Here is a 24,538-nt window from a genome sequence, read left to right as displayed (position 1 = left end):
TCATTGGGTATAATCTCAGCTTTATCCTGAAAAAAATTCAGGACTTAGCACCCCTTTGAGATGGGGCAAATGTAGTTCCTCAAATTCATTTTTCATAGAAAAAAAACGTGTTAATTAACTTTTTCCAACAATCTTTCTAATGCCCCATTTCGTATGTATTAGGAATAACACTTTATATGTACCCCACATCTAAACGAAGATTTACCTTAAAAATAATTACCAGCTATTTAGTTTTAGGCGTATTGGCACTCTTAGCCACAGTTTTTATTTATTCCGAATTCAAAAATTACAATGCTTCTCAAAACAAGGAAGAGGATAGCATCAAGTTGTTAAAGACAAACTCGTTGCTCACCGATATTTATGAAGCAGAGAATTTATCAAAATTGGCCTTGCAGAGTAAGAAAAAAGGGGATGTAAAAGCATATGCGCAAAAGGTAGACTCCATATTTAACTCCATTGACAGTTTGAAACTTTTAACAACAAATGGCACTCAGGCTGTTAAGTTGGATAGTGTTCAAAAGTTGCTGCAACAAAAAGTCTATAACAACGCTGAGTTGCGAAAACTAAAAGTAAAGAATGAAAATAGCGCCCCAATTGACTCTTTACTGAAAAAGTTCAACAAAATGGAAGTGGATTTGGGAAGGATTACCCCAGAAACCTTTGTTCCCAATTTTGAACAGCTTTCACCTGAAACGCAGCAATCCATTAGAGAATATGTAGTTATACTTAATAAAAATATTCCAAAAGAATCGAGTGAAAATGCAACCAGTACAGATATAGATTCCGTATTACAACTATCTAAATCCATTTTAGAGCAAGCCAAATCAAAAAACGCAAAAATAGAGCGCTCCCTAATTGAGAAAGAGCTTCAAATTTACAAGGCAGACCTAGAACTTTCGCAAAAGCTGAGAAGTATGATTTCAGCTTTTGAGCAGGAAATTATCATGAGCGCCTACATGGACAATTTAAATAAGCAACAGGTCATAAAAAGAAGTGTCCAATTAACCATAGTAGCAGTCGTTTTGGGTTTTCTTTTTGTCTGTCTTTTTACGTTTTTAATCACAAAAGATTTTTGGAAAGTACAGCAATACCGTCAGCAGTTGGAAAAAGAAAAGGTATACTCCGAATCCCTCTTGAAAAGCAGGGAACAATTGATTTCTACTGTCAGCCATGATTTAAGAACCCCTTTAAACACCATTAGCGGATACACGGAGTTAATGGAACACAGCAGCTTAGATGATAAACAGTCGCAATATCTGAAAAATGTAAAATCCGCTTCAAAATACGTTGATGATTTGGTCAATGATCTTTTGGATTTTTCAAAGTTGGAAGCAGGAAAAATCCAAATAGAAAAAGTGCCTTATGTACTTTCTCATCTGATTGTAGAAACAGCTTCTAATTTTCAAGAAATCTATCATAAGAAAGCTATTGAACTTAAATTAGAAATTGCCGAAGAATTGGGAATCCCAATTATTGGAGATCCATTTAGGGTCAGACAAATACTAACCAACCTCCTTGGCAATGCTTTTAAGTTTACCCATAATGGTTATATAAAGGTAAAAGCTATTACCAAAGAAATTGGAGGCAAACCATTTATTGATGTTATGGTTATTGATACTGGTATTGGTATTGAGCAAGAAAAACAAGAACTCATATTTAAAGAGTTTACACAAGCAGAAGATTCCATCGAAAAAAAATATGGAGGTTATGGCTTGGGCTTGACCATTTCTAAAAAATTGACACAATTACTGGAGGGTACTTTACATTTAGATAGCAAAGAAAATCAAGGAAGTACTTTTACACTTTCATTGCCCCTAGAGTTTTCGAATACAGAAATTCCTGTTCAGAAGCCTTTGAAGAGTACTTATGAGAGTCATCATCTGTCCCTCCTGATATTTGACGACGATGAAACCCTATTAGGGCTGTTAGCCGAAGTATGCCAAATGCACGCAATCCCTACTAGAACCTTTTCAAATTTTGAGGATTTTAATAGCATGGATGACTTTCAATATGATGTTGTTTTAACTGATATACAAATGCCCGCTGTTGATGGATTTGAGGTGATTAAAAATTTGAAGAGTGGAAATTACGAACACTATAAAAATCAACCTATAATTGCTATGACAGGCCAAAGAGATTTGGACAAAAAATTTTATACTAATGCAGGGTTTGCCGAAGTGTTGCAAAAGCCTTTTTCTCGTATGATTTTGTTAGATGCAATTGGTAGCGTTCTAAATGTTTCTAAGCCATATAGTTTTGGAAATCCGTTGCAGAACATCACACAAAAATCAAACTCTGAATTGTTCAGTGCGGAAACAATCTCTTCCTTTTTAGATAGTTCTCAAGGAGTATATGAGGTTTTGGATAGTTTTCTGGAAAACACAGCTAATAATATGAATTTGCTTTCTATAGCTATTGAAAATAGAAACTATAGCGAAATAACGTCCATTTCGCATAAAATGCTTCCGATGTTCCGACAATTAAAAGTGGATATCGCAATACCGACACTTGAGAAATTTGAGCATATTTCAGATGATTCCAAGCATAAGAAAAACCTTCAGGATTTTGAAAAACTAAAACTCTCTATTTCAAATTTAGAGGAAGCTATAAGTACTTTTTTAACTACACTTCCAATTGATATTGATTGATCTTGTTATAAAGGGTTTTCCTTGTTATCTGTAAAAGCTTGGCAGCCTTACTCTTGTTAAAGTTGGTCTGCTTCAAAGCGCTGAGAATTTTTTCTTTCTCATAATTGGATTTAGAAAACTTGGCCTTTGATGACACCTCAGAAGACTTGCCCAATGTTTTGGGGATTGAACTTGACATTACTACATCTCCATCTGAAAACAGTACAGCTCGCTTTATTACATTTTTTAACTCCCTAAGATTACCTGGCCATGAATAATTATGGAACGTATGCTTAACCTCATCTGAAAAGCTCAACACATTCTTACCGAGCTCTTCGTTTGCTCTGTCTAAAAAATAATTGGCAAAAATTAATAAATCTTCGCACCGTTCTTGTAACGAAGGTATCTCAATGGAAAACTCATTTAATCGATGGTATAGATCCTCCCTAAAAGTTCCCTTGTCAACAGCTTCCAATAAATCTTCATTTGTAGCAGTGATTATTCGTATATCTACAGTAATCTCTTTTGTGCTGCCAACTCGTTTTATTTTTCGTTCTTGAAGTGCCCTAAGCAATTGCACTTGATTTTCATAGGTAAGGTTTCCAATCTCATCTAAAAACAGTGTACCTCCGTTTGCAGCCTCAAAATGACCCACTTTATCTTCAACAGCTCCTGTAAAACTTCCTTTTAGATGCCCAAAGAATTCACTTGTTGCTATCTCCTTTGGTATTGCACCGCAATCCACCGCCACAAAATTTTGATTATTTCGCTTACTCTTATCATGTATAGCTTTAGCCGTGACCTCTTTTCCTGTTCCACTCTCCCCAGTTATTAAAACTGACATATTGGTGGGCGCAACCAAATCTATATACTGTAATAACTTTCTGGAAACCTCACTGGTTCCAGCAATAATGCTTGATTTCTTTTTGTTGGTGTGCGCTACTTTTTCATTTTTAGATTCCGAAAGCTCTGTTTTTTTCTGCGTTTCCGTATTCAGTGCATTTTTAATTACCGTTAAGATATTTTCTGGGGTAAAGGGTTTGGAAATATAATCGAACGCCCCTTTTTTCATGGCACTTACCGCGGTCTTTACCTCGGCATAGCCTGTCATTAGTATAACTTGGGTTTTAGGAGAATCAGTCTTTATTGATGAAAGCAGTGCAACGCCGTCCCCCTCGGGCAATCTTACGTCTGATAGTATTACATCAAAAAAAGAGGTCTTTAATTCCTCTTTGGCCTCTTGAATAGTAAAACTTGTAGAAATGTCAAAATGATGCTTGGTCAAAAACTTTTGGAGCATTTGACAGAAAGCGGTATCATCCTCAATGATTAAGATTTTGGGCATATCTCAGTATCTAATATACGATACTGAACTAGGATGGGACTTCAAGTGCATTGTAAAATTATCATAAAAAGGAGAGGCCCGACAATGCAGACCTCTCCTTAACCAAACTAACCTAACACGATTAATCAAATTTGTACTAAATCTCTATCCAATTCCCTTCGCCATCGGCATACAATGTCCCAGAAGTACCATCTTCCAATGACAATTCTAATTTGAATTGATTTGATTCATTTTTATAAGCTTTATTAACAGTAGCTGTTGGATAATCTTTTGCGACAGCAGCTGCAACAGCTTCAGGAAGGTCGGATACGCTTATTTCCTCAAAATCCTGTGTTGAACTTACTACTGTAGTTTCGTCTGCTTGTAGTTCAGCAGTTTCTTCTTGGGCGATAGCTGTTAAACCAACAAAAGATAAAACAGTTGCAAAAATCAATTTTCTCATGGTGTATTCTATTTTAAAAATTAAACTTGACTATCTATATGAAAATCTAGTGCCAGTATTCAAAATAGTGCAAAAATCAATTTAATTTATTGATAATCAATTTATTAAAAAATAGAGTAAATAAGTATCGCTGTGTAATTATGTGTAAGGAGTAGTGCTGAATGTATATTTTTTATACAAAAAAGGCTGCCTAAGCAGCCTTTTTCAATCTTGCCAATATCCTAAAACCCATTCTATGAGATAAGATTTAAAATGATATTGGCGGGAATGGACAACGCACGGTTAGTGTTCGCATAGCATCATCCAAATTATTTTCTTTTCTTTCCCCTATTTTCTTTATTCAAATAAGATGCCACCAAAAAAATAGATAGCAAAAAGGATAGAATACTTATAACCAATACTATTTTATAAAGCATTATTTCGCATTTCTATTAATTGGACACATCCTTTTAGATTAGGTCACAAAAAAAGGTCGCACTATGTACGACCTTCAACCAAATCAACCAACCAAAATAATCTAGGCAACCACGCCTAGATATGCCTTATCGTTTTGTAAAACCTTAAATCTTGACTTTACCATACTCTTTGTTTTCGTCCTTATTGTTAAGACACACTTTTAATGGTTTGGTCACATTTAAAACAAAAAAAGATCGCAATTGCGGTCTTTTTACAAGTATATTTATTCGTTTTTATGCTTGATGTGTTGCTTTTAAAAGATCGTTCACTGTTTTTACAGGATTGAAAGTTACCAAGGGTACTTCTACAAAGATGGTATTCCAAAAAGCCATAGCACCGTTCCAAAGTCCTGGAAGCTCCAATGCCTTTAACTCCTTTCCTTCCTGGGTTTTACCAGTAATAAAGCCTTGTTTTGGGTCAACAAAATCCAACAGATTATACTTTTCTCCTTTATGATTTCTTACACCACAAATTAAATCGACCGGGTTGAAATGAGTTGAATTCTTTAGCGTTGCCGCTTGTTGTTCATTGCCCATATCTATTTGTGCAGATTCTATAATCTGAAGCGAGACATTTCCTTCCGTATCTTTTATCCAAAATGGACCTCCCCCAGGTTCTCCTTCATTTTTAACCATTCCACATACTCTAATTGGGCGATTTATTTTATCTCTTAGAATTAAACGCTGCTCTTCAAATCCTATTTGACCATAGTTTTCTGCAAAGCGTACATTCAGTTCTTTTTCTAAAAAGGCTTTTATCTCGCCTATTTGCTCGGAAGAAATGGTGTTGGCATCAAGTGCCTTGGCATATTCAAATGCCTTGGATTGAGCTTTTAACAATACTCCTGCCAACATTTTCTTACTATTAGCAACAGTTTTTAAATTCTCATCAACCACAACGTTATCAATATTCTTGATGAAAACAACATCAGCATCCTGGTCATTTAAGTTTTCAATCAATGCTCCATGTCCTCCAGGCCTAAAAAGAATTGAACCATCACTATTTTTAAAAGGCTTGTTCTCCATATCTACAGCAATAGTATCTGTAGATGGTTTTTGATTGGAGTAAGAAATCCTAAACTCGGTATCTGTGGCATCAGAAACCTTTGGACTTACTTTTGAATGTTCTTTTTTGAACATTTCATCATGTTGTTCTGATATGGTAAAATGAAGATTGGCCTTCCCATCTGTTTTTGCATATAGTGCCGCTTCCTTTAAGTGCTCTTCAAATGGAGTAGCGCCCCCAGAACTATATTTGTGAAAAGGCAATAGGCCTTTAGGGTAGAAACCATAATTTAATCCATCTTCCACCAACATTTCCTTCACAAACAAATATGCTTCCTCATCTTTGCTGGCTGCTTTTCCAGTAATCCTATCCATAATTAATTCATAGAAAGGCAAACTGGACATCTCTTCCGTAAACTGTTTTACAGCCTTATCTCCAGTCCGATCAATATATTCGGAAAGTGTTTCTTTTGAAGAATCATAAACATCCAAAAAGTTGAACATGGCTTTGAACATGCGCGAAGCAGCTCCAGAAGCGGGTACAAATTTTAAAAGTTCCAATCTTCCGCGGGAGTCCTCAAAATACTGTACCAAATCGGTCTGTTCCGCGACAGAAAACCGTAAAATTCCATCTGAGACAACAGCTGCCTTAGCCAACTTTACAAATGGAATTCCTTCTTTAAATGTTTCAATTTGATCGAATACTTTTTCCTTGGAAATTCCTTTTTCTTCCAGTTGTTCTGAATCTTTTTGACTTAAGTCGATCATGTTCTAGAGGAGTTTATCAATGTGTTGGATTGCTGTTGAAAGTCGTTGTGCCTTATCTCCCTTTAAAATAACAAAATTCCTATCATATTTCTCCAGGGTTTCTTTAAAATAAGCAAACATTTGTTCCCGTTCATTGGGTTTGTCACGTAAATCATCAGCTTCCCAAGGAGTATCTATATAAGTTAGGAAGTAAATGTCATATGTGTTCTGCAAAGCATATTTTTCAAGGATTGGGTCACAATGACCAATATAGTATGCTTCTGAATATACTTTTGTTTCTAGTAAATCAGTATCACAAACAAGCAGGTCTGTAGCCTTTTTGGTTAATTCATTTTCCAACCGAATTTGGCCCTCCGCAATTGGAAGTAAATCATGGGGCTCACAAGTCTTACGCTCATTATTCCATTTATTCTGTAAGTACTCCCGAGCATACTCCGGCACCCAAACGGTATTGTAATGTCTGGCCAATTGCTGTGAAATGGTCGTTTTCCCTGTGGATTCAGGACCAAATAAAACTACTTTAACAAGGTCTGAGGGCTCTTGCCCAAATTTTTCTTCCATGCTTTATAACCGTAGATGGCAATAAGGGTTAACAAAAAATATAGCAGGGAGCTAAAAATAAGCCCTTTATACCAATACAAAGGTACCGTGATAATGTCACCTATAATCCAATACACCCAATTTTCCAATTTTTTCTTTGCCATCAACCACATTCCAACGAAAAAAATTGCTGTAGTAAGCGTATCTACATAGGCTGTCCAAGTATCGAATTTATTAAACACATAATATACTACTGATACAAAAACGATCGCCCCGACAAACAATAAAACTGACCACATTTTTTCTTTTGAAGTGGTTTCGGTAATAGGAACAAAATGGGTTTCATCTACTTTTTGGGTCCATAGATACCATCCTATTATGCTCATTACAAAGTAATATGCGTTGATTAGCATGTCCCCCAAAAGGCCAAAAACCAAAAGAATATAAACAAAAAGGCCTGTACTGATTATTCCGGTAGGGAAGACCAAAATATTTTCTCGTTTAGCGTACCAAACACTAAGAAGACCAAAGACCACACCTACCATTTCCAATATAATTAGATGCGTGGAGACGCCTTCATATTGGGCAAAAATCCAATCAAAAATGTGGCTCATACCCGCTTCTATCCGATTTTACAATCTTCATACTCAACACCACATGTTCTAAATTTTCAAAAGTTTCCCTTACTTCAGTTCGAAGTAATTCCATGACTTTATCGTATTCACCATAAACTTGGGTGCTTAATGGATTTTCCAGGATAGTAAGTTCTGATGCTCGCAATTTTTTGATAAAATCTATAATTGGAGGTTCAAAATTACCTTGAAGAGGAGTCAATGTAAGTTCTACTGATATGTTCATGGGTTATGCAAATTTTAAGGGCAAAGCTAGTAAAAAGCAAACTGTCAATTACCCATTAATTTGAGAGCATACGCGCATGTAAACCCTTCGAATTCCAAAAATTCAACATCGTAATGAGATTTTTTCCCTTTATACAAAATCTCTGCCACCGTCCTACTATCATCAAATGTAAAATCCATGACATCTATATGCCGTAAAAAACTAAGTCCTTTTTGTGCATAAATCTTATAAAGAGATTCTTTGGCGCCCCAAACCATGGTCAATTTTCTAATTATTGCATCTGTATTGGCCAAAGTTCTATACTCCTGTATTGGTGTAAACTTATGAGCAATTCGAAGAATTTTGTCACGTTGCATTTCAATATCGATTCCTACCTCGTCCGTCTCGCTCACAATAATACCTGTAAAATTACGGGAATGGGTTATAGAAATATGATTACCGTCATTTAAATGCGGTTTGCCCATGTCGTCATAAAACAAATCGCTGTCTATATATCCTGTTAGTGCCAAAAGATGCCGAATGCTCAAGAATGCTCTTCTATGAGCTTCAGATTTCATGCCATCCATGCGGTTTTGACAATGGGGTGTAAGCACAATCCCTTCAGATAATTCATCTTCGGGCTCTGTAACCTTCCAAAGATATACGGAAGTAGTAGGCGAAACTGTGATCGTTTTGTAAATGGGCACGGCGAATATTTAAGTTATTTGTACCTTTGCAGACTATATAAACGAAGCTACAAAAGTAAATTAACAATAAAAATATGAGCACTAAAACAATTCCTTATATACCATTCAAGGTTAAGGATATTTCCCTAGCTGATTGGGGACGCAAAGAAATTGAACTTGCTGAAGCGGAAATGCCGGGTCTTATGGCATTACGCGAGGAGTACAAGGATGAACAACCCCTTAAAGGCACTCGGATTGCTGGTTGTTTGCACATGACGATTCAAACTGCAGTTTTAATTGAAACTTTAGTTGAATTAGGTGCAGATGTTACCTGGAGCTCTTGTAATATTTTTTCTACCCAAGACCATGCTGCTGCTGCAATAGCCGCTGCAGGAATTCCGGTTTATGCATGGAAAGGGATGAATGAAGAAGAGTTTGACTGGTGTATTGAGCAAACTCTGTTCTTTGGAGAAGACAGACAGCCTTTGAATATGATTTTGGATGATGGTGGAGATTTAACCAATATGGTTTTGGATCAATACCCTGAGTTAGCTGGGGCAATCAAAGGGCTTTCTGAAGAAACTACCACTGGGGTACATCGTTTATACGAAAGAGTAAAAAATGGCACGCTACCCATGCCTGCTATTAATGTAAACGACTCTGTTACCAAATCTAAGTTTGATAACAAGTACGGTTGTAAAGAAAGTGCTGTTGATGCTATTCGCCGTGCCACCGATACCATGTTAGCTGGAAAAAAGGTCGTAGTTGCAGGATATGGTGATGTTGGAAAGGGAACTGCTGCTTCTTTTAGAGGTGCTGGGGCCATTGTAACTGTTACCGAAATTGACCCTATCTGTGCGTTGCAAGCATGTATGGATGGTTATGAAGTAAAACTACTTGAAACTGTTATTGGCAAAGCTGATATCGTTATTACCACAACTGGGAACAAGGATATTATCCGTGAAGAACACTTTCGCGCTTTGAAAGACAAGGCTATAGTTTGTAACATTGGACATTTTGATAACGAAATAGATATGGCTTGGCTGAATGGTCAATATGGTCATACCAAGGATGAGATTAAGCCTCAAGTAGATAAATACACTGTTGAAGGTAAAGATATTATCATTTTGGCTGAAGGCCGATTGGTAAACCTTGGTTGTGCAACTGGACATCCTAGTTTTGTAATGAGTAATTCATTCACCAATCAAACTTTAGCTCAAATTGAATTATGGAAGAATAGTGACAAGTACGAGAACGATGTGTACATGCTTCCAAAACATTTAGATGAAAAAGTTGCCAAATTGCATTTGGCTCGTTTAGGTGCGGAACTTACGGAACTTAAGAAAGACCAAGCAGAATATATTGGTGTGACTGTTGAAGGCCCATATAAACCAGAATATTATAGATATTAGCCTTTTCTAGGTTAAATTCAAGAATAAAACCCTTGCAATTGTGCGAGGGTTTATTTTTTGATGCGATATTTACAACTACAACGATTACTGTATGAACATTATCTTAACAGGGGCTACAGGAACATTAGGGTCACAAATACTTTTTTCTATCCTTGAAAGTAGATTTGAGTCTTTGGAAAAGATATATCTAATCGTTCGTAAGAAAAATTTGGCTTCCCCCGAGGCCAGGATTTTCAAAATGCTTGAGAGCAATGTTGTTTCAGAATTTATCCGTGAACATAAAACTGAAATAGCTGAAAAAATTCAAGTGATTGCCGCAGAAGACATACTTGAACCCAGTACTTTTCTACAAAGCAATAAAAAATACCATTTTATACATTCAGCAGGTTATGTGAACCTATCTGTAGATCCAGACAGTAAGGAAGAAATTTTTAAAGAAAACCTCACCTTTACAGAGAACATATTCAAGGCCTACACGCCATACCTCACAAAATTCATCTATATCAGTACCGCTTTTTCTATTGGAAAATTAGGCGGAATTCTAAATGATAATTATGTGACTACAGAGCAGAATGATTACCGTAATTATTATGAGGCTTCAAAACATGCTGCAGAAAAGTTTTTGATGAAAGCGGGGGCGGCATCAAAAATTCCTATTCAAATATTAAGACCTAGTGTATTGGGTGGAAATATCCTTGACAAACCAAGTTTTTTTATTTCAAAGTACATGGTGTTCTATCTTTTTGCCAAGTTCTTCTACCGCAATACCTCCATTGATGCAGTGCGCATACAGGCAAATATAGACAGTAAGCTTAATATCATTCCAACAGATTATGCTGCAAAAGTGATTGCCAAAGTATTCGATACTGATGTTGAACAACTCAATATTGTCAATTCAGAAGGGACAAACATTTTTAACGGAATTGCCAAAATCTTAGAAACGGTCAACTTTAAAAACTTTAGACTTACCCAAGAGTTAATGGATACTGCTTCAGAGTTTGAAAGCTCTTTAGAGCAATTTTACTATGAGACCATTGGTGTTCATCTAACTCCTTACCTAACTTCAAAACCTTATGAATGGGATACTACCTTATTAGAAAGTATTCTGCCCATACCCAAGTATAATTTAGAGGATTATTTGGTGTCCACTGTGGAGTTTGCTAAAACCAACGGGTTTCGGAATCAAAGGTGGTAAGCTTACAGGCATGACTCATTCCAAAAGGAGATGGTCATTTTATAGTATCTACCATAAAATGTTATGTTCGCTTACATATCCAACCAACGCTTAAAATTAGTAGTACGCTCCCTTGAAACAACGATCTGTTCTTCCTCTTTAGGCAATAACTTCAGAAGCAGTCGGCTATTGAAATAACTGTGAATCTCAACAACCGCTTTTACAGAAACCATAAACTTGCGATTGATTCTAAAAAAATGAATAGGATTTAAAATATTCTCCAACTGATCAATAGTATATTCAATGGGGTAAGATTGTCCAGTATGGATCTGTAAACAGATTAAACCTTCATGCGATTTAAAATACGCTATATCTTCTACATTAAAAGATCTAAACTGATTTCCAACTTTTACCATAAAACGATGTTTGTATTCCTTATGAAAAAGTTGTTTTAAATGTTCCAGATTATCGGTAGAAGTATGTCCATTTCTGGTAACATTTTTTTTAAATTTTTCAAGAGCTGCTTTTAAATCAGCTTTTACAATGGGTTTTAATAAATAATCGACCCCATTATACTTGAATCCTCTGATAGCAAATTCATTATAGGCGGTAGTAAATATAACGGGCGGGTGATCAGTAATATCATCTAAAATATCAAACCCATAACCATCATTAAGTTGAATGTCTAAAAAAATCAAATCAGGGCGGTCATTCTTTTTGAACCACTTTACACCACTCTCCACAGAATTTAAACTGCCAACAACCTCTATTTCTGGTGCTATTTCCCTTACCAATTTCGTCAATCGTTTGGAGGCAAATTCTTCATCCTCGATAATTACCGCTCTCATTTTAGGATACAGATATTAAATTGATTTCCTTGACTTCTTTATCCAATAATGGAATAATAACCTCAAAAAGGTCTGTGTCTTCTCTCACCAAAACTGCTTTATTGGTATAGTATGAATATCTTTTCTTAATATTTTCCAGACCTAATTTGGTGGTCTTTTGTTTCAACTCTCGTTTTCTAAGGTTGTTTTTAATGGCCAATGCATTAGTTTCAATAGAAGTAATAGAAATCTGTAAAGGTCTTTCCTTGGAATACAAATTATGTTTTAGAGCATTTTCTATCAGCATTTGTAAAGTCAATGTAGGAATCCAATACCCATCTGGAGAAACCTTGATGTCCGTTTCTATGACCACTGCATTTTTATGTCTTACCTCCATCATAAATACATAAGCATCCAAAAAACTTAATTCCTTTTGCAAGCTTACCAAATCCTCCTCTTTATTGTCTAAAATATAACGGTAACTAGAAGCCAATCTAGTTACAAAATCAGAAGCCAGGTCACGATCCTCATACATTAAAGACGTTAAGGTATTCAAACTATTAAACAAAAAATGAGGGCTTATCTGGCTTTTTAAAGAAGAGTACTTGGAGGCCAGCATTTCCCTCTTTAAATTTTCCATTTGTTCATCCATTTCTTCCTTTTGCTTCATTGAAAAATAGAACAGATTAAAAAATACCACGGTTGAACCTATTAGACCAGCCCTTAGAAAATCGCCCATAAATTCCACCTTGGGGTCATCACAGTGAATACCAATAGTCTCTCTGAACGGGAACAATGCCAAATAATAAATCACAGCACTTAATGGCAATAGTAATGCCATTGTCTGGACAAAAATCTTCAGGCTATTTTTAAGGTCCAGTTTTCCATAATTACGCTCTCTTTTTATCAACCAGTCATTGAATTCCCAGGTGACCATAAAAAAAAGAAAAGCTGTGCTGTAATAGAAAATACTTGTAGGCGCAAAAAAGGTATCTAGTTCTTCAACTTCGTGGTTTACGGTAGTTTTAATAAGCACGTAAACAACATTTACCACCATCCATCGGAACAAAAACTTTTTAACCGCTTTTTTCTTGAACATATTCACTGCTATTTGTTAAAGATACACAAGACATTATATCCTTTGCAATATCTCTGTATCAACTGTCAAAAAACAAATTGAACCGTTCCGTGTGCTGATTTAACTGATTTTTTCTGGAAAATAAATTTTGCAGCCAATTCAAGGCATATACCACCAACACAACTTGTAATAAAACAACTCAAGAACAATGACTTCCCTATCGATATGTATTGATTCACCTTCGAGGAAAATCAAATAAACGCATCATGAAAAAAATCATTTTGGTATTGGCTTTTCTTTATACCGCAATCAGCTTTTCGCAAACTGGAATTATCAAGGGTATTGTGTTGGACAAACAGTCAGAAAGTCCTTTGGTGGGAGCGACAGTGGAATTGTTAGATCAACAAGTAGATACAGGGGTAATTACCGATATTGATGGAAGATTTACCATTAAAGATGTTCCCGTAGGAAGGCAAATAGTTCGCGTAAGTTATATTGGCTTTGAAAATACAACAGTTCCAAATATAGAGGTAACCACGGGGAAGGATGTTTTACTGACCGTTTCCCTAATTGAATCCTTTAACCAGTTGGATGAAGTGATTGTTACCACCGAAACTAATAAAGACAGGGCCAACAACAAACTGGCCACCGTATCTGCTCGTCAATTTGGCGTTGAAGAAGTGACCCGATTCTCTGGAGGACGAAGCGATGTTGGAAGGTTAGCAGCAAACTTTGCTGGGGTCTCTGCTCCAGATGATAGCCGCAATGATATTGTTGTGCGCGGTAATTCTCCTACTGGTCTACTTTGGCGCTTGGAAGGTATCCCTATTCCCAATCCCAATCACTTTGCCAGTTTTGGCACTACTGGAGGTCCCGTTTCAGCGGTAAATCCAAATCTATTAAAGAATTCAGATTTTATCACTTCAGCCTTTCCATCAGAATATGGTAATGCTCTTGGAGGGGTCTTTGATTTGGGGTTTAGAAAAGGGAACATAGATGATTTTGAATTCTCTGCCCAAGTTGGGGTTTTTACTGGAGTAGAAGCTATGGCTGAAGGTCCCATGGGCAGCAAAAATGGCTCTTTCCTTTTATCCGCTAGGTATTCCTTGATCAGTTTGGTAGGAGGCGGCGCAGGAGGCACCTCAGCAACACCTAATTATAGCGATGTTTCCTTCAATTTTGATTTTGGAAAAGGGAAACTGGGAAAGCTATCCTTATTTGGAATTATAGGCACTTCTGATATTGAATTTTTAGGGAATGATATTGATGAGGATGATCTTTTTGCAGCAGAAGATGAAAATGCATTTGTGGATTCTCAATTTGGGGTTATAGGATTGAAACATCAAATTCCCGTTGGCAAAAACTCTTTTCTAAGGACCATAGTGGCAGGCTCCTACACCGGAAACAAGTTTACCGCAGATAGATTTATTGATAAGGATACCCCGCAGGAACGCATTATTCTATATACAGAGGCGGACAATTCAGAATCCCGGGTTTCATTTTCAACCTTGTTCAATTCAAAGTTGAGCAACAAAGCTACATTGCGTACAGGCTTATTGATTGAAAATTATAGAATTGATGCCTTTAACAGAGATCGTGAAAAACAACCAGATACCAATGGTGATGGTGACCCTGATTTATTCACTTTACGAGATTTTGATGAAACCTTCGCCATTTTCCAACCCTATGTTCAAGGTCAGTTTCGTCTAACCGAAAAAATTACTTTTAATGCCGGAATGCATTCACAATACAGCTCTTTGAATGAACAATTTGTTTTTGAGCCTAGGGTAGCCCTAAATTTTCAGTTGGCTCCAAACCATAAGTTAAATCTTGGTTATGGACTTCATCACCAATCTGTTTCTTTTCCTTTGTTGTTTTTGAACGAGGAAGTAAATGGGAGCCTTCTGCAAACCAATAAAGACTTAGATTTTGTAAGAAGTAATCACTATGTATTAGGATATGATGTGAAGTTTGGCAACGATTGGCGTGGAAAAATTGAAGTGTATAATCAAGATATAGACAAGGCGGCGGTAGATGCCTTTCCTTCAAGTTATTCTTCCTTAACAGAGGGTGCCGACTTTGAGTTTGATAATGACAAGGTATCCCTGGTTAATAACGGAACCGGTTTTAATAGGGGCATTGAATTGACCTTGGAAAAGTTTTTTAGCAACAGCTATTATGGTCTTCTGACCGGCTCGTTTTATGAAAGTAAATACGAAGGCAGTGACGGTATTGAACGTAATTCCCCTTTCAACAACGGCTATGTTGTCAACGCTTTGGCGGGCAAAGAATTTAGTTTAGGCGGAAAGAGTAAAAACATACTATTCGTCGATTCACGTTTAACCTTTTCTGGAGGTAGATATTACACACCGGTGGATTTAGCCGCTTCTCAACAAGCTGGCTTTGAAATTCTACAAGATGATATTGCTTTTAGCCAACAATATGACGACTATTTTAGATGGGATGTCAAATTTGGAATTAAGCTGAACAGTAGAAATAAGAAACAGTCCCACCGCTTTTTTGTGGACTTGCAAAATGTCACCGCTAATGAAAATATATTTGCAAGGCGCTATAACCGACTTACCAATAATGTGGACCAAATAGATCAGATCGGTTTCTTTCCAGATGTCGGTTATAAATTTCAGTTCTAAACTCTAGCAAATAAAAATACCATGAAAAAAGTTGGGGTTATTTTGCTAGTTTTAAGCATCATTTTAACAGTAGTGGTTTTGGTAAGAAATACTGAGTCGGGCCCATATTTTTTGGATGAACAATTTTCCGAAATTGTGGACTATATCCCTAAAAGGGACAAGTTCAACAAAAAGATATCTGAAGTCAACGTGGCATGGCATTTAGATCACAGCCTTAGAACCATCAATAGGATTTGTGAAGCACTAGAGCGTTCAGACCCAAACGGGTTTAAATCCAATTTTAGTTGGTCAAGGATATTTGTTTTCACCTCGGGGATTATTCCTCGTGGTGTTGCTAAGTCTCCCAAATCTGTTATTCCTCCAAAAGTGATTGTAACGGACAGTCTTTACCTTCAAATTGAAGAAGCGAAAGCGAATTTAAAAAAGATTGAAAGCTTAAATGAAAAGGCGCATTTTAAACATCCTTATTTCAATGTAATAGATAAAGGGCAAACCAAACGTTTTTTGAAAATACACACACAGCATCACTTAAAAATTGTAAAGGATATTTTAAAAGAATAAATAAAAAAGGAGTTTCTTCGCAAAAAGCAATCAAAAAATGACAAAGCATTGGTTTGAAATTCAAAATATTGAAACGGTAGATTCACCATCCATTGCAGTGTACAAACAGCATTTGGATTATAATATACAGGAGATGATTTCTTTGGTGAAAGGCGAAACTGATAGGTTGATGCCACATGTAAAAACCAATAAAATGCCCAAAGTGTTGAAATTGCTGTTAGACTCTGGGATTACCAATTTTAAGGCTTCTACTATTTCAGAAGCAGAAATTGCCGCTGAAGCTGGAGCCCATTCTGTTTTAATTGCGCATCAGCTGGTTGGACCAAAGGTAGACCGGTTTTTTGCATTGGTTGAGCATTTTCCGTCTACCAATTTCTCTTCCATTATAGACACCATAGGGATTGCCAAACTTTTGAATGAAAAAGCGTTAAATCTAGGACTAAGTGCCAACATTTACATTGATATTAACAATGGTATGAATCGTTCAGGAATTAAAACAGGCCCTGGTCTTGATGAGCTTTTGGCATTTATCCCCGAATGTAAAGGGCTAATATTTAAAGGATTGCATGTATATGACGGACACTTAAGGGATGCTAATTTTACCACCCGAAATGAAAAAATAGAAACTGGGTTGGAAGATGTGACGGCTTATTTCAATAAGTTAAAAAAAGTATATCCGTCAGCGCAAATGATATGCGGTGGAACCCCATCATTTACAACCCACCTCTTACAAGAAAACCGAATCACCAGTCCTGGAACCTGTGTCTTATGGGATTGGGGATATAGTGAAAAGTTAACGGAACAAAACTTTAGATATGCTGCCTTATTAGTAACGAGAATTATCTCAAAACCTACTGAGGGTATTGTTACCTTGGACTTGGGCCATAAATCTGTAGCACCAGAAAACCCTATTGACAAACGAGTTAAATTCCTCAATATTGATAACTACGAGCTACTTTCTCAAAGCGAGGAACATGGTGTTCTCAAGGTCGATAATTGGAGTGATTTAAAGGTTGGCGATGTTTTTTATGGTATTCCCTACCATATTTGTCCCACAATAAATTTGCATGATGAAGTATCTGTAATTGAAGATGGATTAAAAATAGCATCCTGGGAAATTACCGCAAGAAAAAGAAAACTAAGGTTTTAGGAAACCTTAATCCATAAGCTTTCCTAAATCATAGAAGTAGAAGTTTTTTTCATCATTCATAGCAGCAAAAAGCCCATTGGGAAAAGTATCGTTTAAAGGAACGGTGACTACCTCGCATCCATCGGTTTCAAGAGTGGTCAAATTCACAGCTTTGATAAAAATATTGTCTTTTCTTGAAAAGATATTAAACTGTCCTTGTTGCTGATCCGACACAATAATGTATCCTTCACCATCTGAATAAGTTGCAATCGCTATACCTTCAATATCCTGTAAAAAGTGCTCTGTTCCAAAACAAGATAGTTCTTCATTTCCCATATTAGGCTCTGCATAATATTTTCTTATACAAACACCCTCATCTGAATAATAAACCAAGCCTTTTTCATCATCTACTGCAATGGCCTCTATCTCTTTTTGTCCACTGAACTTTCCAAACTTTCGTACTAGGTCAGTTTTAACACCAGTGCTATCTGCCATCACTTTGTATTGATACAAATAATTATCACTTGGACCTGTTTTTCGTCCGACAATGGCATACATTGAAGAATCTACAGGAGATTTATACAGACTTATTCCCATGGGTAGTTTTTGCTCAAAAACCTTTTCATCTTCAAAAACGGGGAAACCTCCACCATCCAAAGGTTTCATATCGGGCACTGAGAATAATCTAATTTGTTGTTTTTCTCGTTCAGTAAAAGCTATGACATCTACAGTAACGGAATCATTGAGTTGAAAACCATATTCTACATCTACATTATTAGGTCGTTGAATATTTCTGATGGTCTTTTCTTCAATGATTTTTCCTTCCAAATCAAAAGCATATATAGCTCCATTTGTTTCCTTGTCCGTTCCAAAAACAATGCTTTTTGATGCATTTTGAGGATTAACCCAAATTGCTGGGTCATCTGTATCATTTAAAGTTCTTTCAGTAATAACATCTGGTGTTATTGGAATCAGTTTGCTTTGGTTACAGGAAATAGCCAGGGATCCCAAAATCAAATATGCGAATATGTTCTTCATTTAGATAAATTAAAAGTAATTGAAAAACCGCCCACTTATGAGCGGTTTATGAAGCTGTTATGTCAAACGTTATTTTTTGAACAGGTCATATTTAAGTCCAAATGTCAACCTTTTCTCATAAAACTCAATCTGCTGTGTACGTTCTACTATACCTTGGTAGTAACGTAGTGGTTGATTTGTAATATTGTTTAGATCTGCGTAGACACGTAAGTTTTTGTTAATTGTATATGAAGCGTTTAGATCCGCAAAAATCTGTTTGTCATAAAATCGATCCTCAAAATCATTCCCTCCCAACTCATCAATATAAGCGTCTGAAAAATTGACTGATAAACGTAAGCTGAATTTTTTATCTGCATAACCCAACGAACCATTGAACATGTTTGGGGCTGTGCCGGGCAAATCTATATCCTCTCTAATTTCATCACCATTTCTAATACCATCTGTGGTAGAGGTAAGCAATGTATAGTTTAAATAGATGCTAAGATTTTTAGCAAAGCCTGGAAGAAAATCCAACTGTCTCTGGAATGCAAGTTCAGCACCAAAGATTGATGCGTTATCGCCATTTAAAGGTTGGAATACATCAAAACCGGTATCCTCATCTTCGGACAAAGAAGTATAAATAAAGTCTTTGATATCTTTATAAAAAACACCTCCTGATATGATACCAACAGATTCAAAGTAGTGCTCTGCCATAAAATCAAAATTCATGGAACGTGTAGGATCTAGTTCTGCGTTACCTGTTTGAACCTCCTCATCTTCATTGATTATGTTTCTAAAAGGCACAAGGTCCACATAATTGGGTCTTGCAATGGTATTTGTCCAAGCAAAACGTAAAACGGTTCTGTTGCTGGGGTCATATTTTAAATGTATACCAGGTAGCACGTTTGTATAAGAGCTTTCATCCCTAATCTGGTTAAAACTGTCAAAGTCTCCTTCTTCATCAAAAATTACTTCATTGCCCAAACTGCTGATTTGGGTATTTTCCACTCTTATTCCAGCTAGTACAGATACGTTTTCTGAAAGTTTTTGATTGGCCATAAGGTAGCCAGCATACACTTTTTCATCTACATCAAAGTTTCCTGCCAAAAACTCATCTTCAATTGGATTCGTTTCAAACGTTGAGGCATCAGAAAAATTAAGATTCCCCAAAAACTCCGGAGAAATAAATTGACCCGCAGCATATTGACTACCTGCTAAGAAATCTGCATTGGTAAGGTCTCTTGTTTGCACATCTGCTAAAGTGGCAAAATTATCGCTCGTGGGTTCTGATTCAAAAAAGTTGTTCTCCCTTACTTTGTTCTTTGTTCTAAATCTACCTCCGAATTTTATATATCCTTCACCTGCTCCAAAGATATCTGCTGGAACTTCAAAGTTTAAAAAGGCATTAAAGTCTTTTTCCTCGGTAAACTGATTTTCTTCGGTAAATTCTTTAAGCTCAAAATTGGACAATGCTACATCTGAAGCATTTGTTGGTCTAAAAGAAGGATAACGTGGGTTAGTAAGGTCTGCCGAAATCCCTATAGCATCTCCAATTTCATACTCCGCATATCGCTCGTTTGGTCGTTCTTCGAAAGCTTTTGCATAGGAAGCCATCCAATCTATTTTTAAGCTGCCAAACAAATGATTTCCTCCAAGGCTATAGTTCTGCATACGCTGATCTTCTAATCTTGTATTTTTAATACGTCCTCCTGGTATCCCTCCTTTGGTCTGTCTACGAATCTCTCCTTCATAACCAACAATGTTCTCCGTTCCATCTGCAAAAACAGGTTCTATGCTTCTAAATCGTAACCGAAATCTATTTTCCCTATCATCACGCCAGTTGTACATGGTTTTTAGGAAAACTGTATTGTTTGCATCAAAAGCATAATCCATATTAGCGGAAAAACTTCTTCGAATACGTTGAACCAAGTATGTTCTTATGTCAGATTCTTCAACAAAAGGATCTACATCTATATCTTCTTCTGTTAATGGGCTTTCTGCTTCGTTTACCCATTCGGCTTCAACATTATCCGATCCAAAATCCACATTATTGTAAGAGGCTGCCAGCATCCAACCAAACTTCCCATTTTTTGAGCGGTCGCCCAATAAAAATCCGCCGTTGTAAATAGGTTCATCATTTATAAAGCTTAAACCGGAACCCAAAGTAGCCGATAATCTAAAACTCTGCGGGGAAGAACGGGTAATCAAGTTTACTGAACCTCCCAAAGCATCTGCATCCATATCTGGTGTAACGGCCTTGTTTACTTCTATGGTTTGAATCATATCTGAAGGAATCAAGTCCATCTGCACATTTCTATTATCCCCTTCTGCAGAAGGAATACGGCTCCCGTTTAGTGTAACCGAATTAAGCTGTGGTGCAAGACCACGTATTATAACATTTCTTGCTTCTCCTTGATCCACTTGCATGGTTATACCGGGAATACGTTTTACAGCATCCCCTATATTGGCATCTGGGAACTTGCCAATTTGATCTGTAGAAACGACATTCGTTATATTTAAGTTGGTTTTCTGTGTATTCAAGGCCTTGGCCTGACCGCTTAATCCATAGGCTGTTACTTGAACTTCATTCAACTCAAAACTTTTTGGGTTCATTGTTATGGAAGTGACCATTGTCTGGTTGGCGGTGACTGTTACCTCTTGTTCAATAGAAGCATACCCTAAATACGAAATTTTTATAGTATGGTTTCCTTCAGGAATGCCTACAAGGGTAAATCTCCCATCAAAATCTGAAATAGCTCCTTTAGATAAGGAAGTAATCATGACGTTTGCCCCTGGAACATAGATTCCATTATCATCTGATATGGTTCCCTGAATATTTCCTGTTTGAGCAAAAAGGGATAAAGGGATAAAAACTAAGGTAAAAAACTGCAAATATTTTTTCATTTTCTCAGTGGTTGATTTTAGACCACAAAGAAATTAGTATGCTTAAAAAAAGAGGTTAGCTAATTTTTAAGAATAAGTCATATTTAGCGTCATTTTGAAGATGTTTTAGAATGACTTAACAATCAGGTAACAAAAAACCCTCACTGTGCAGCGAGGGTTTTAAAAATTTTATTGCCTAAAGTATTAAGCTTCAAATGGCTCAATGGAAACAAAAGATTTTCCACCGGCTTTCTTTTGAAATTTTACAACGCCATCTACTCTGGCATGTAATGTATGGTCTTTTCCTAAGTAAACATTCTCACCAGGATTGTGCTTAGTACCACGTTGTCTAACAATGATGTTACCAGCAACAGCAGCTTGTCCACCAAAAATCTTAACCCCTAAGCGTTTTGATTCTGATTCTCTACCGTTTTTTGAACTACCTACACCTTTCTTATGTGCCATGATATATAATTTTTAGTTCTTAATCTATTTGTTTAAAGCTTCTATCAAATCAGCTTTTTTCATTGAAGAAATACCCGCAATACCTTTTGCTTTTGCCATTTCTTTCAATTCTGCCACTGTTTTACCACTCAAATCTTCAACTGCCTTTTTTGGTGCAGTTTTCTTTGGAGCTTCCTTCTTAGGGGCTTCAGTTTTAGCTGCTACAGCTTTTTTAGGTTCAGCAGCTGGTTTTTCAGCCTTGGCTTTTGCAGGAGCAGCTTTTTTAGCTCCTTTTGCAACAATACCTTCAACAACAATCTCTGTTAAAGATTGTCTATGTCCGTTCTTTACGCGGTATCCTTTACGCCTTTTCTTTTTAAAGACAATTACTTTATCACCTTTAAGGTGTTTTACTACTTTGGCCTCAACGGCCGCACCTTCTATGACTGGGGCGCCAACAGTTACGTTACCTCCGTCATCCAAAAGAAGAACTTTGTCAAAAGTCACTTTCTTACCTTCTTCTGTCTGTAAACGGTGAACGTACACTTTCTGGTCTTTTGCAACTTTAAATTGCTGCCCTGCCATCTCTACAATTGCGTACATAATGCGTTAAATTAGATTAATTTACTTGCGCTTTATTAAAATTAGCGGGTGCAAATATACTGCTAAATCCTTAATTCACAAGTAATTTTCAACCATTTGCAACATTATTTTTTTAGGTTATTGGAGGTTTTAAAGAGCTGCATAAAAGATAACGTTAAAACTAAAGTAGTTGCAAACCCCATTATGGCAACGGTAAAGAAAACTATTCCTTCAAAATTAGCATAATCTTTGGCCCAAGCCTCAGAGAGTTCATTTAAAAAACTGGCATTTAACTCAGTGGAATAAAGAGCGAAGAAAACAGTGAAAAGCAGTGTGGCCACAAATCCGGTTGTAAGGCCTGCCATAAAACCTTTACCGTATGAAAAATCTTTTCCCAGTCTCAGCTTTGTATACTTGATTGTCTCATAAATCCCTAACCCAGTAACCACCCCATTAAATAGGCTATAAAACACATTGGTATGCTTCCCTAAAAGGGACAAAATCAAAAAATAAGCTATCAAACATGCACTGGTAACAATTCCAAAACGAATGGGCAACGTTAGATTTTTCATCTCGTTAAATTATTGGTGGATGTTTAATTTACTGAATGTTGGTGAATTATGCCATTATTTCTTGTTAAAGACTTGCTTGATAATCCATATCCCTTTTAAATTTTATCCTATATTTAGTGTAACATCAATCTAAAATTCAACACTAATCCTATTTATTACACCAATACAAAATTCATTATCATGAAAAGACATTTACTATCCGCGCTTTTCGTACTCTCAGCAGGGAACTTTCTTGCAGCACAAGAAGTTGCTTTTGAGGAGTATGATTTAGATAACGGACTCCATGTAATCTTGCATCAAGACAATACTGCGCCTGTAGTTACAACTGCGGTAATGTACCATGTGGGCTCTAAAGATGAGGATCCTAGCAAAACGGGATTTGCCCATTTTTTTGAGCACCTATTGTTTGAAGGAACCAAAAATATAGAAAGAGGGGAATGGGATAAAATAGTCTCCTCAAATGGAGGAAGTGGCAACGCCAATACTTTTCTGGATCGCACATATTACTATGAAACATTTCCTTCTAACAGTCTAGAAACAGGATTGTGGTTAGAATCAGAGCGATTAATGCACCCCATTATAGGACAAGTTGGCGTGGACACGCAAAAAGAAGTGGTTCAAGAAGAAAGAAGACTTAGAGTGGATAACTCTCCCTATGGTGCCTTTTTTGATGAACTTCTTAAAAATCTATACACCAAACATCCATACAGATGGGGAGTAATCGGTTCTCTAGATCACTTAGCAAGTGCAACTCTTGATGACTTTAAAAATTTCAACAAAACTTACTATGTTCCTAACAATGCTGTTTTGGTCATAGCAGGGGACTTTGATACAGAAAAAACAAAAAAAATGGTCTCTGATTATTTTGGTCCAATACCTAGAGGCGCTGAGATAAAAAGAAATATTGTTGTTGAAGACCCAATTACAACAACCATAAAGGCAAATTACCATGATCCCAATATTCAGATTCCAGCAATTTTGCTTGCCTATAGAACTCCCGGACAAGCCGACAGAGATGCCTATGTAATCAACATGATCTCTACCTATTTAAGCGATGGCGAAAGTTCCAAGTTGTATAAAAAGTTGGTAGATGAGAAAAAAATAGCACTTCAAATATTTTCAGTGCCTATTGATGCTGAAGATTATAGTTCGTACATAGTTGGTGGTCTACCCGTAGGCGAAAACTCAATTCAAGATATTAAGAATGAAATCGATGCAGAGATTGTAAAAGTACAGTCAGAATTGATTTCGGAAAAAGACTACCAGAAACTTCAGAACAAGTTTGAAAACAACTTTGTAAATGCCAACAGTAGTATCGCGGGAATAGCAAACTCTCTTGCAGAAAATTATATGCTACGTGATAACACTAACCTCATAAACACAGAGATTGATATTTATCGTTCCATCACCCGTGAGGAGATAATGGAAGTTGCGAAAAAATATTTGAACGTGAATCAAAGGGTAGAATTAGAGTATTTACCAGAACAAAAAGAAGCCAATTAA

The 24,538-nt window shown here is 36.5% G+C and carries 21 protein-coding genes; 7 read left to right on the top strand and 14 right to left on the bottom strand.

The features are described from left to right. The first annotated feature begins 176 nt into the window (after nucleotides 1-176). Nucleotides 177-2,648, top strand: a complete 2,472-nt coding sequence (locus SJY44_RS04560; protein WP_396591455.1) for a hybrid sensor histidine kinase/response regulator — start codon at nucleotides 177-179, stop codon at nucleotides 2,646-2,648. Here SJY44_RS04560 and SJY44_RS04555 read toward each other — a convergent pair. The 7 genes from SJY44_RS04555 to SJY44_RS04525 all read right to left on the bottom strand — a co-directional run bounded on the left by SJY44_RS04555 (nucleotide 2,623) and on the right by SJY44_RS04525 (nucleotide 8,726). Then, nucleotides 2,623-3,972, bottom strand: a complete 1,350-nt coding sequence (locus SJY44_RS04555) for a sigma-54-dependent transcriptional regulator (protein WP_396591454.1) — start codon at nucleotides 3,970-3,972, stop codon at nucleotides 2,623-2,625. The two genes, SJY44_RS04560 and SJY44_RS04555, sit on opposite strands and share 26 nt — an antisense overlap. 136 nt (nucleotides 3,973-4,108) lie before the next feature. After that, complete coding sequence (locus SJY44_RS04550) at nucleotides 4,109-4,414, bottom strand: hypothetical protein (protein WP_163420334.1); 306 nt, start codon at nucleotides 4,412-4,414, stop codon at nucleotides 4,109-4,111. Nucleotides 4,415-5,103: 689 nt separating this feature from the next. Beyond that, on the bottom strand, nucleotides 5,104-6,642 hold the full coding sequence (locus SJY44_RS04545) for a DUF4301 family protein (protein ID WP_396591453.1): 1,539 nt from the start codon (nucleotides 6,640-6,642) through the stop codon (nucleotides 5,104-5,106). 3 nt (nucleotides 6,643-6,645) lie between these two features. Further along, nucleotides 6,646-7,203: an AAA family ATPase gene (locus tag SJY44_RS04540; RefSeq protein WP_396591452.1), complete on the bottom strand. Its 558-nt coding sequence runs from the start codon at nucleotides 7,201-7,203 to the stop codon at nucleotides 6,646-6,648. After that, nucleotides 7,158-7,796, bottom strand: a complete 639-nt coding sequence (gene pnuC / locus SJY44_RS04535) for a nicotinamide riboside transporter PnuC (RefSeq protein WP_298924147.1) — start codon at nucleotides 7,794-7,796, stop codon at nucleotides 7,158-7,160. The genes SJY44_RS04540 and pnuC overlap by 46 nt, the downstream gene beginning before the upstream one ends. Continuing rightward, nucleotides 7,780-8,040 (bottom strand): thiamine-binding protein, encoded by a 261-nt coding sequence (locus SJY44_RS04530; RefSeq protein ID WP_396591451.1) that lies wholly within the window; start codon nucleotides 8,038-8,040, stop codon nucleotides 7,780-7,782. Before SJY44_RS04530 ends, pnuC begins: the two co-directional genes overlap by 17 nt. A gap of 44 nt (nucleotides 8,041-8,084) precedes the next feature. Next, nucleotides 8,085-8,726: a 4'-phosphopantetheinyl transferase family protein gene (locus SJY44_RS04525; protein WP_396591450.1), complete on the bottom strand. Its 642-nt coding sequence runs from the start codon at nucleotides 8,724-8,726 to the stop codon at nucleotides 8,085-8,087. Nucleotides 8,727-8,800: 74 nt separating this feature from the next. Here SJY44_RS04525 and ahcY point away from each other — a divergent pair, with 74 nt between their 5' ends. Together ahcY and SJY44_RS04515 are read left to right on the top strand one after the other, a co-directional pair. Further along, entirely contained in the window at nucleotides 8,801-10,117 is a 1,317-nt protein-coding gene (gene ahcY / locus SJY44_RS04520) for an adenosylhomocysteinase (RefSeq protein ID WP_396591449.1), read from the top strand. Between the two features lie 91 nt (nucleotides 10,118-10,208). Beyond that, a complete protein-coding gene (locus SJY44_RS04515) occupies nucleotides 10,209-11,312 on the top strand; it encodes an SDR family oxidoreductase (protein ID WP_396591448.1) in 1,104 nt (367 codons plus the stop codon). A gap of 71 nt (nucleotides 11,313-11,383) precedes the next feature. On the opposite strand, the gene SJY44_RS04510 is transcribed toward SJY44_RS04515, so the two are convergent. Together SJY44_RS04510 and SJY44_RS04505 are read right to left on the bottom strand one after the other, a co-directional pair. Continuing rightward, nucleotides 11,384-12,139: a LytR/AlgR family response regulator transcription factor gene (locus SJY44_RS04510; protein WP_396591447.1), complete on the bottom strand. Its 756-nt coding sequence runs from the start codon at nucleotides 12,137-12,139 to the stop codon at nucleotides 11,384-11,386. 1 nt (nucleotide 12,140) lies between these two features. Continuing rightward, nucleotides 12,141-13,217 (bottom strand): sensor histidine kinase, encoded by a 1,077-nt coding sequence (locus SJY44_RS04505; protein WP_396591446.1) that lies wholly within the window; start codon nucleotides 13,215-13,217, stop codon nucleotides 12,141-12,143. A 245-nt stretch (nucleotides 13,218-13,462) separates the two neighbouring features. Between SJY44_RS04505 and SJY44_RS04500 the strand changes: the two genes are divergently transcribed. The 3 genes from SJY44_RS04500 to SJY44_RS04490 are packed head-to-tail and all read left to right on the top strand — an operon-like array spanning nucleotide 13,463 to nucleotide 17,558. Continuing rightward, nucleotides 13,463-15,847 (top strand): carboxypeptidase regulatory-like domain-containing protein, encoded by a 2,385-nt coding sequence (locus SJY44_RS04500; RefSeq protein ID WP_396591445.1) that lies wholly within the window; start codon nucleotides 13,463-13,465, stop codon nucleotides 15,845-15,847. Nucleotides 15,848-15,868: 21 nt separating this feature from the next. Continuing rightward, on the top strand, nucleotides 15,869-16,408 hold the full coding sequence (locus tag SJY44_RS04495; protein WP_396591444.1) for a DUF1569 domain-containing protein: 540 nt from the start codon (nucleotides 15,869-15,871) through the stop codon (nucleotides 16,406-16,408). Nucleotides 16,409-16,445: 37 nt separating this feature from the next. Beyond that, nucleotides 16,446-17,558: an alanine racemase gene (locus SJY44_RS04490; RefSeq protein WP_396591443.1), complete on the top strand. Its 1,113-nt coding sequence runs from the start codon at nucleotides 16,446-16,448 to the stop codon at nucleotides 17,556-17,558. A 6-nt stretch (nucleotides 17,559-17,564) separates the two neighbouring features. On the opposite strand, the gene SJY44_RS04485 is transcribed toward SJY44_RS04490, so the two are convergent. The 5 genes from SJY44_RS04485 to SJY44_RS04465 form a co-directional block, all read right to left on the bottom strand. Then, nucleotides 17,565-18,575: a phytase gene (locus SJY44_RS04485; protein WP_396591442.1), complete on the bottom strand. Its 1,011-nt coding sequence runs from the start codon at nucleotides 18,573-18,575 to the stop codon at nucleotides 17,565-17,567. A gap of 69 nt (nucleotides 18,576-18,644) precedes the next feature. Next, on the bottom strand, nucleotides 18,645-21,458 hold the full coding sequence (locus SJY44_RS04480) for a TonB-dependent receptor (RefSeq protein WP_396591441.1): 2,814 nt from the start codon (nucleotides 21,456-21,458) through the stop codon (nucleotides 18,645-18,647). 183 nt (nucleotides 21,459-21,641) lie between these two features. Next, nucleotides 21,642-21,902: a 50S ribosomal protein L27 gene (gene rpmA / locus SJY44_RS04475; RefSeq protein ID WP_298924129.1), complete on the bottom strand. Its 261-nt coding sequence runs from the start codon at nucleotides 21,900-21,902 to the stop codon at nucleotides 21,642-21,644. A gap of 24 nt (nucleotides 21,903-21,926) precedes the next feature. Further along, nucleotides 21,927-22,484 (bottom strand): 50S ribosomal protein L21, encoded by a 558-nt coding sequence (rplU, locus tag SJY44_RS04470; protein ID WP_396591440.1) that lies wholly within the window; start codon nucleotides 22,482-22,484, stop codon nucleotides 21,927-21,929. 104 nt (nucleotides 22,485-22,588) lie between these two features. Further along, a complete protein-coding gene (locus SJY44_RS04465; protein WP_298924125.1) occupies nucleotides 22,589-23,035 on the bottom strand; it encodes a DUF4199 domain-containing protein in 447 nt (148 codons plus the stop codon). 180 nt (nucleotides 23,036-23,215) lie between these two features. Between SJY44_RS04465 and SJY44_RS04460 the strand changes: the two genes are divergently transcribed. After that, nucleotides 23,216-24,538 carry a M16 family metallopeptidase gene (locus SJY44_RS04460; protein WP_396591439.1) on the top strand — a complete coding sequence of 441 codons (1,323 nt, stop codon included), beginning with the start codon at nucleotides 23,216-23,218 and terminating at the stop codon, nucleotides 24,536-24,538.

It is taken from the genome of Allomuricauda sp. R78024 (assembly GCF_044596045.1).
Taxonomy (GTDB): domain Bacteria; phylum Bacteroidota; class Bacteroidia; order Flavobacteriales; family Flavobacteriaceae; genus Flagellimonas.
Note: the sequence above shows the minus strand (reverse complement) of the source record. Positions and strands in the feature narration are given on the sequence as shown.